Genomic DNA, 7600 nt, shown 5'->3' with positions numbered 1-7600 from the left:
AGGGGGCGAACGGTTTAGTTGTCGGGATGGAATCCCACGGGGGCGGTCGTTCTACCCCAGCTACCTCTAGTATTCTAGACCTAAAAGAAAAAGGTCAACCAATAACTTGGTCAACCTTATAATACGATCGGGGGCGTTTGTTTAAGAGCAAGTATACCGACTTTCTTTCTGAAGGTGCCTGTTTTCATATCTCGAATAAATATTAGACAAAAGCAACAATCCTTACGAAAACAGGTAAAGATGTTGATAAACCCACCAACATCCCTTGTGTTGCCACATACACTCCACACACGTGGAAAGTGTAGCAAAATTAGTATTGAAATAAGGCAGTTGCCCTTTGGCGCTGCTTTTTTCTTTTCCCTGTAATTAGATTTAAGTACTGTACTTTTTCAATATATAGCAGTAGAAAATTTTCTTAATGATTTCAATCGGTAATACTATTTAAAAAAATTTGGTAGTCGTATCCTCATAATTCTTTCGCCTTTCAAGTCCAATACAGACCCATAAAAGCAAGCTATATTTTTCTATGTATTTATATCTACTCTCATTCTTAGCTCCCCTTTGCTGATTTCTATTCGGGAATATTTCCGTTTTCCTTGCTCTAAAGAAAACGTTCCCTTTGGGTTTAAAGCAAACTGCTAATAGACAAGTGAAAAAGGAGGGTATCAAAAAGAGCGAAACCACAGATGTGATTTCGCTTACTCCTTAACTATATCGCTTAATTCCATTGACCCGCTTTTTCTAATTTTTCTTTACCTTTGAACGCAATGATGATTAACAAGACACTTAACAGAATCATCCCTGCAACAGCATATAACACGTATAGATAGCTGCCCGTTGCATCAAATACAAACCCATAAGCAGGGAGCGCCGTAATACCTGCTAATGCTAATCCTAATGCTGCCGTTCCATAAATGGCGCCATATTCTTTCGTGCCGAAGATAGAAGTAGTCAATAACGGTCCTAGCGTTCCAACTGATGAAGAAACAAATCCAAATAATCCGATTGCCACTGAAAATACCATTGGATTGTCTGGTATGAAGATCAATAAGAAAACGGAAATCAATCCGACGAACATGGAGAAAAAGGTGGTTTTCTTTGCACCCATTTTATCGGTCAAGAAACCGAACACCAATGATCCAACTAAAACACCAAACATGAACACACCCATGACATTTCCGGCAAACTGGACATCATACCCAATGCTTTGTGCGTAAGGGGCAATAAATTGAGCAAAACTTGCAACCGCGGTAATTAAGAATAAAAAGAATAATAGAGCATAAAAGGCCAATGACTTTTTCGCCACTGCGGCTGTGACACCTTTGTTTTCTACCGTTTGTGCATCTTGTTTCGAATCGTTAGCTTCTACCTTGTCTAAGCCATAAGGTAATAGACCTTTTTGTAGTGGTGACATACGAATGAACAGTAAAACCACTGGTATTACAATGACAATCGCCGCAATCCCAACAATGATGTAAGAAGTTCTCCAACCTTGTGAGGCAATTAACGTTCCTACATTCGGTTGAATGATCGCCCCAAACATACCGCTCGCTGCCATCATAATACCAAGGGCTAGTCCGTTTCGTTTTTTAAACCATTGGTTTATAAGAACGGGACCTGCCAATTGTGTCACAAGAACACTACCGACAGACAGCGGAATCGCTAATAAATACCAGCCCCATACCGAATTCATCATTCCAAATAACGCAAATGCACCACCTTGTAACAGAATGGATACAATCAAGACCATACGAATATCGTATTTACCCATTATCTTTCCGGCAAACGGCAAGAATACCATCATCGCAATGGAAGAGACACTCAAGTATAGGGTAAGTTGTCCCATACCAACGCCTAAATCTTCTGACACAGGTGTTAAAAATAAACTAGCAGCATTATTTATGCCACCACGTGCAACACCCATCATAATGGCTAACCCAAACAATACCCACCAAGCAAAATGAATTTTTTTCTTTTTCTGTTGCATGTTCTACCCCTCCTGTCCCTGTATAATTTTTTCTTTCCATAACCCTTTGCTTTCGCAAAAAAATATATCAGTATGTTCTATATTTATTTTACCTTATAAAAAAGGAGAGTTACAATTTTGACCTTCCTCTTTTTTATATACTCACATAATACCTTTATCGAAGCTTAGTAGGATTAACACCTGTTTTTAATATAGCTAATGAAAAGTTCAAAGATTTTACTCAGTATATTGTTGAATCGGCTATATCAATAAGATCAATAGAAAGTAAGATTGGCAATTTAAAGGTGAAGCAACATAAGAGACATTTGGGACTTGCAAATAATTTGGCTGTTAGAAGCCAACTTACGCTTTCTATATATTCTTTTAGGTTATTTAAAAACATCACCAACATCCCATGTGTTGTCAATTACACTCCACACACGTGGAAAGTGTAGCGAAGCTTATATTAAAATAAGGAAGTCAGCCCTTTTTTGATCTGACCCAAGAAAGTTAGAAATAAATAGTCATGCTGCTTTGAGGACCTGAGTCCGTTATTCAACCGGGTTTAGGTCTTTTAATTTTGCCTTCATTCGTTTGTGATTGTAATAATGTGCCATCCAAACTTATGAAAAAGTGGCTATAAACTATTCGATTGGTAAATTCGAAACGAAGGGATATGAATGGACATATAAAGCGGAGAGTAACTGTGTTTTAGCAAAAAGGCAAGCCGGTGAAGTGTTTACGATAAGTAAAATTTCACCGGCTTTTTTGCATGCGAAAACGTGAAAAGAAAGGCCTTGCTATATATAATATTTGAAATTGAAGTGAAGAGAGGGGTGAAATGAGATTAACTTTACGATTTGTCAGTAAATTCGAGGGCAATTACTATGAAAATTGCGGTACATGGAATTTATGGCTAACAGGGATCGGAAGCGAACGTTTTATTTATGCCCTCATAGCATTTTCAGCTCTTTTATCTGGTTATCCATTGTGTGGCCTAATGAACATGGTAAAGTCGCTTGAGCCTTGATGCATGCAAGTTCTGGGAATCTAATTGAAAATGCCCAAACAAGTCTGCATAGTTGACTACTTGGGCATTTTTACCTATGGAAAATCATTTGAACGAGAGCAAACGCAAAGAAATCCATTAGGTCCATCTGAAAATTCCACTAAGCCTTTGTATTGAATTTCATATGTTTAATACCAAGGAAATTTTGGAGATTTAAGGCTAAGCCTCCTAGAAGAGTAGCTCGTTCATTAAGTTTGCTGTTTCGAACAATTATACATTTAGAAAAAGTGCTATATAGATTATTTTTTAACATTGTCATCATTTCAGGAATTTCGCGGTAAAGAGAACTATTTAAAACGATAACCTCAGGGTCGTAATGGGCAATCATATTATTTATACCGAAACTTAAATAGCGTGTATTCTCCTTGACGACTTTTTTGGCATCAGTATCCCCATTGTTATAGTATTCTCTTAAAATAATTGCATTGACATAATCCATATCTTTTAATTGTGCAAAATATTCAAAGGAAGCTTTATTTGAGGCATAGGCTTCTAAACACCCGAGATTCCCGCATTTGCACTTCTTACCGCCAGCAGAGATAATTTGGTGGCCAATCTCTCCAGCGAACCCATGCGAACCAGTTTGTATAATTCCGTCTCGGACGATACCGGCACCTATACCTCCATGAATATTAATACTGATTAAACTAGAGGATTCAGATGTAAAAGTATACTCACCTAGCGCTGATAAGTTAGCTTCGTTTTCTAGAAATATAGGGTAATCAATTAGGCTTTCAGTTATTTCACGGAATCGAATCTTATCTAAATTGTAATGTGGAGTAAAAATAATATTTCCATTAAAAACAGGTCCATGAACAGCGATTACTACACCAATAATATCGTAGAGCGATTTAGGCTTTATCTTATCAAAAGAAGAGAATATCTCAGAAAAATAAGATCTGACGGTGTCTTCATTTAAGGTAATTGGTTTCTTCTCAATGTAGGAAATTTCTTCACCATCAAGATAAGTTAATAAGGCGCGAATGTAATTATATCCAACATCAATAGAGATAGAGAGACCGGATTTTCCATTGTATTGTAGCTTGATGGGTTTACGTCCGCCTAAATTACTGCTTTGACCACTGCCTGTTTCAGTGACTAAATTGTCATCCAGTAATTTCTTAACGATGCTAGAGACAGTAGCTTTAGTTAAACCAGTTATGGTAGCCAGTTCAGCTCGTGACACACCTAGATTATTAATAATCGTCTCCAGACAAAGGGATTCATTTTGAGTACGTATAATATAATGAGAGTTTTCCATATCATAAACACCTCCTTTGTTAATTTATTTATTAAACATACTAACTAATATACTAATAGATTTTTCATAAATTTACTAGTCATTTGTTGGAAAAGTAGTAATTTACTAGTCATTTGTTGGAAAAGTAGTAATTTAGTATAAATTTATTATAGTGCGAAAATTACTTGACTACTAAAATGAAAGCGACTACAATCAAGTTAGTAAAACATATAAACAAACTAACTTGCTTAGTTTGGGAGGAGGATTTCAGATGACTTATTTTCCGAATGTAGGAAAAATCAAGTATGAGGGAAAAAACTCAGATAACCCGTTTGCTTTCCGTTATTACAATCCAGAAGAGGTTGTGGCCGGCAAAACAATGAAAGAACATTTGAGATTTGCGGTCGCATACTGGCATACAATGACACAAGATGGTAGTGATCCATTTGGTTTGCCTACAAATCAACGAACTTGGTTTGGTGAAACAGCAATGGATACAGCTAGAAACCGTGTGGTCGCTTTCTTTGAAATTTTAGAGAAACTAGGCGTTGAATATTTTTGCTTCCATGATGTGGATATTGCGCCGGAAGGTAATTCTTTAGAAGAGTTCTATAGAAATCTAGATGAAATTACTGATTTGATAAAAGAACAAATGGATAGAACTGGAATCAAATTACTGTGGAATACCGCAAATATGTTTAGTCATCCAAGATATGTAAATGGAGCAGCTTCTACTAATAATGCAGATGTATTTGCTTATGCAGCGGCACAAGTCAAAAAAGGGCTTGATATTTCCAAAAAGTTGAACGGCGAAAATTATGTGTTCTGGGGCGGCCGTGAAGGCTATGAAACACTATTGAATACAGACATGGCTCTTGAACAAGATAATATTGCGCGTTTATTCAAGATGGCTGTAGCTTATGGAGAAAAGATTAATCATAAACCACAATTTTTGATTGAACCTAAACCAAAAGAGCCATCTAAACACCAATATGATTTTGATGCTGCTACCGCATTACAGTTTATCCAAAAATATGATCTTACTGGTGAATTTAAGCTGAACCTTGAAGCAAACCATGCTACACTTGCTGGCCACACATTTGAACATGAGATTGAAGTTGCACGCATAAATAATGCCTTAGGATCTCTCGATGCGAACCAAGGTGATGTTCTGCTAGGTTGGGACACAGACGAATTCCCAACAAATGTTTATGATGTTACGATGGCCATGTATGGTGTACTAGAAAATGGAGGAATTGCACCAGGTGGTATTAACTTTGACTCTAAAGTGCGTCGTTCCAGCTTTGAAATGGAAGATTTGTTCTTAGCCCATATTGCCGGTATGGACACATTTGCTAGAGGACTAAAAGCAGCGGCTAAATTAAAAGAAGATCGCTTCTTTGATAGTTTGAAAGAAAAACGCTATGCCTCTTTCTATGAAGGAATTGGAGCTTCCATTGTTAATGGCAAGGAAGACTTAGAAAGCCTGACAGAATACGCATTAAAATTAGATGACATCAAATTGGAATCCAGTCATATTGAATACGTGAAATCTCGCTTAAATGACTATCTATACTAAAAAGGATTTACATCTCCAGTCACAGTGTATAAGCTACTTAATCTTTTAAACCTATTATATAGTATTGATTTAACAGGGTACCGTCTTTATGGAATAGCGTATAAAGAACTTAAGAATGGAGTTTATCATGAAAATTACAAATCCTATTTTAAAAGGCTTTAATGCAGACCCTTCTATTATTCGCGTAGAAGATACCTATTATATTGCGACTTCTACTTTTGAGTGGTTTCCAGGTGTAAGGATTCATGAATCAAAGGATTTGATTCATTGGCAATTAGTTTCGCATCCATTATCAACTACTGAATTGCTGGATATGAAAGGAAATGCGGATTCTGGGGGAATATGGGCGCCGGATCTATCTTACGCTGACGGGAAATTTTGGTTAGTTTATACTGATGTGAAAGTGGTAAACGGTGCGTTTAAGGATTGTACAAACTATCTGACCACCTCAGAAAATATCCATGGCCCTTGGAGTAAACCAATCAAATTAAATGGAGTAGGCTTTGATGCTTCCCTTTTTCATGATGATGACGGGCGGAAATATCTGCTGCAAATGGAATGGGATCATCGAGAATACCATCATCCATTTAATGGTATTAAGTGCACGGAGTATTCTGTGCAGGATGAACGCTTACTTCCAGAAACCGCAAAGATTATATGGAAGGGTACGGATGTAAAACTGGTTGAAGGTCCACATCTGTATAAATTATTCGGAAAGTACTATCTTTTCTGTGCCGAAGGCGGAACAACTTATACACACCAAGAAGTTGTAGCTAGATCTTCTTCGATTTATGGTGAATATGAAAGTCAACCAGATACGTTCCTGACCGCTTTTAATCATCCTGATCATCCTTTGCAAAAATGTGGGCATGGGTCTTTAGTGGATACACCGGATGGAGAATGGTATTTCGCCCATTTAACGGGACGTCCATGGCACCATTCTTACGAATCTAGCCATGATCCTCGTGGCTGGTGTACGTTAGGAAGAGAAACTGCGATTCAAAAAGTTGAATGGTCGAAAGATTTATGGCCAATAATTGTTGGTGGAAAACAAGGATGCGTTGAAGTGGAACCGCCTAAAAATGTGGTGCCAAATAGTTATCCTTCTAACTATTTGGTGATGGATGATTTTGATCAACCAGAGTTAAACATTCACTTTAACACTCTACGTGTACCATTTACAGAACAAATTGGAAAAATCAAAGATGGTCATCTTGTATTGATGGGCTCTGGAAGCTTAACTAATCTGCATGAAAATTCACTTGTGGCTAGAAGATGGCAGGCATTTGAATTTGAAGCAGAAACAAAATTAAGCTATCACCCAACAACTTTTCAACAAATGGCTGGACTGACTAATTACTACAATAGTCAGCATTGGTCCATGGTTCAAGTAACCTGGAACGAGCTTAATGGTCGTGTAATTGAAGTGACTGAGAATAATCGTGGTGTACTCACTAGCTATTTAAAGGAAAGGGCAATTGCCATTCCAGAAGAAGTTCAATATGTTTACTTTAAGACGGTTGTGAAGAAGAGCTATTATACATATGCTTATTCATTTGACGGATTAACGTGGATAGATATTCCTGTCCAATTGGATGCCAAGATCCTATCTGATGATTATGTGAATCAAAGCTATGGCGGTTTCTTTACAGGTGCATTTGTAGGAATGGTGAACGTAGACTATTCTGGTTATGAGCTAGAAGCTAAATTTGATTACTTCAAGTATCAAGAAAAATAAATAAATTG

General features: G+C 37.2%; 5 protein-coding genes. 3 read left to right on the top strand and 2 right to left on the bottom strand.

Translation table 11 applies throughout. The features are described from left to right. Positions 1-718 precede the first annotated feature (718 nt). Entirely contained in the window at positions 719-1987 is a 1269-nt protein-coding gene (locus FHY47_RS16365; RefSeq protein WP_066108425.1) for an MFS transporter, read from the bottom strand. A gap of 612 nt (positions 1988-2599) precedes the next feature. Here FHY47_RS16365 and FHY47_RS19035 point away from each other — a divergent pair. After that, entirely contained in the window at positions 2600-2752 is a 153-nt protein-coding gene (locus FHY47_RS19035) for a hypothetical protein (RefSeq protein WP_187393502.1), read from the top strand. Positions 2753-3135: 383 nt separating this feature from the next. On the opposite strand, the gene FHY47_RS16360 is transcribed toward FHY47_RS19035, so the two are convergent. Then, on the bottom strand, positions 3136-4296 hold the full coding sequence (locus FHY47_RS16360) for an ROK family transcriptional regulator (RefSeq protein ID WP_066108420.1): 1161 nt from the start codon (positions 4294-4296) through the stop codon (positions 3136-3138). A gap of 250 nt (positions 4297-4546) precedes the next feature. Between FHY47_RS16360 and xylA the strand changes: the two genes are divergently transcribed. Next, positions 4547-5854 carry a xylose isomerase gene (xylA, locus tag FHY47_RS16355; RefSeq protein ID WP_066108417.1) on the top strand — a complete coding sequence of 436 codons (1308 nt, stop codon included), beginning with the start codon at positions 4547-4549 and terminating at the stop codon, positions 5852-5854. A gap of 127 nt (positions 5855-5981) precedes the next feature. Further along, on the top strand, positions 5982-7592 hold the full coding sequence (locus FHY47_RS16350) for a glycoside hydrolase family 43 protein (RefSeq protein WP_148631121.1): 1611 nt from the start codon (positions 5982-5984) through the stop codon (positions 7590-7592). Positions 7593-7600: the final 8 nt, after the last annotated feature.

The sequence above is a fragment of the Bacillus sp. E214 genome, from assembly GCF_008087365.1.
Lineage (GTDB): Bacteria > Bacillota > Bacilli > Bacillales > Pradoshiaceae > Pradoshia.
The sequence above is the reverse complement of the archived record's forward strand: the minus strand, read 5'-3'. Positions and strand labels throughout refer to the sequence as shown.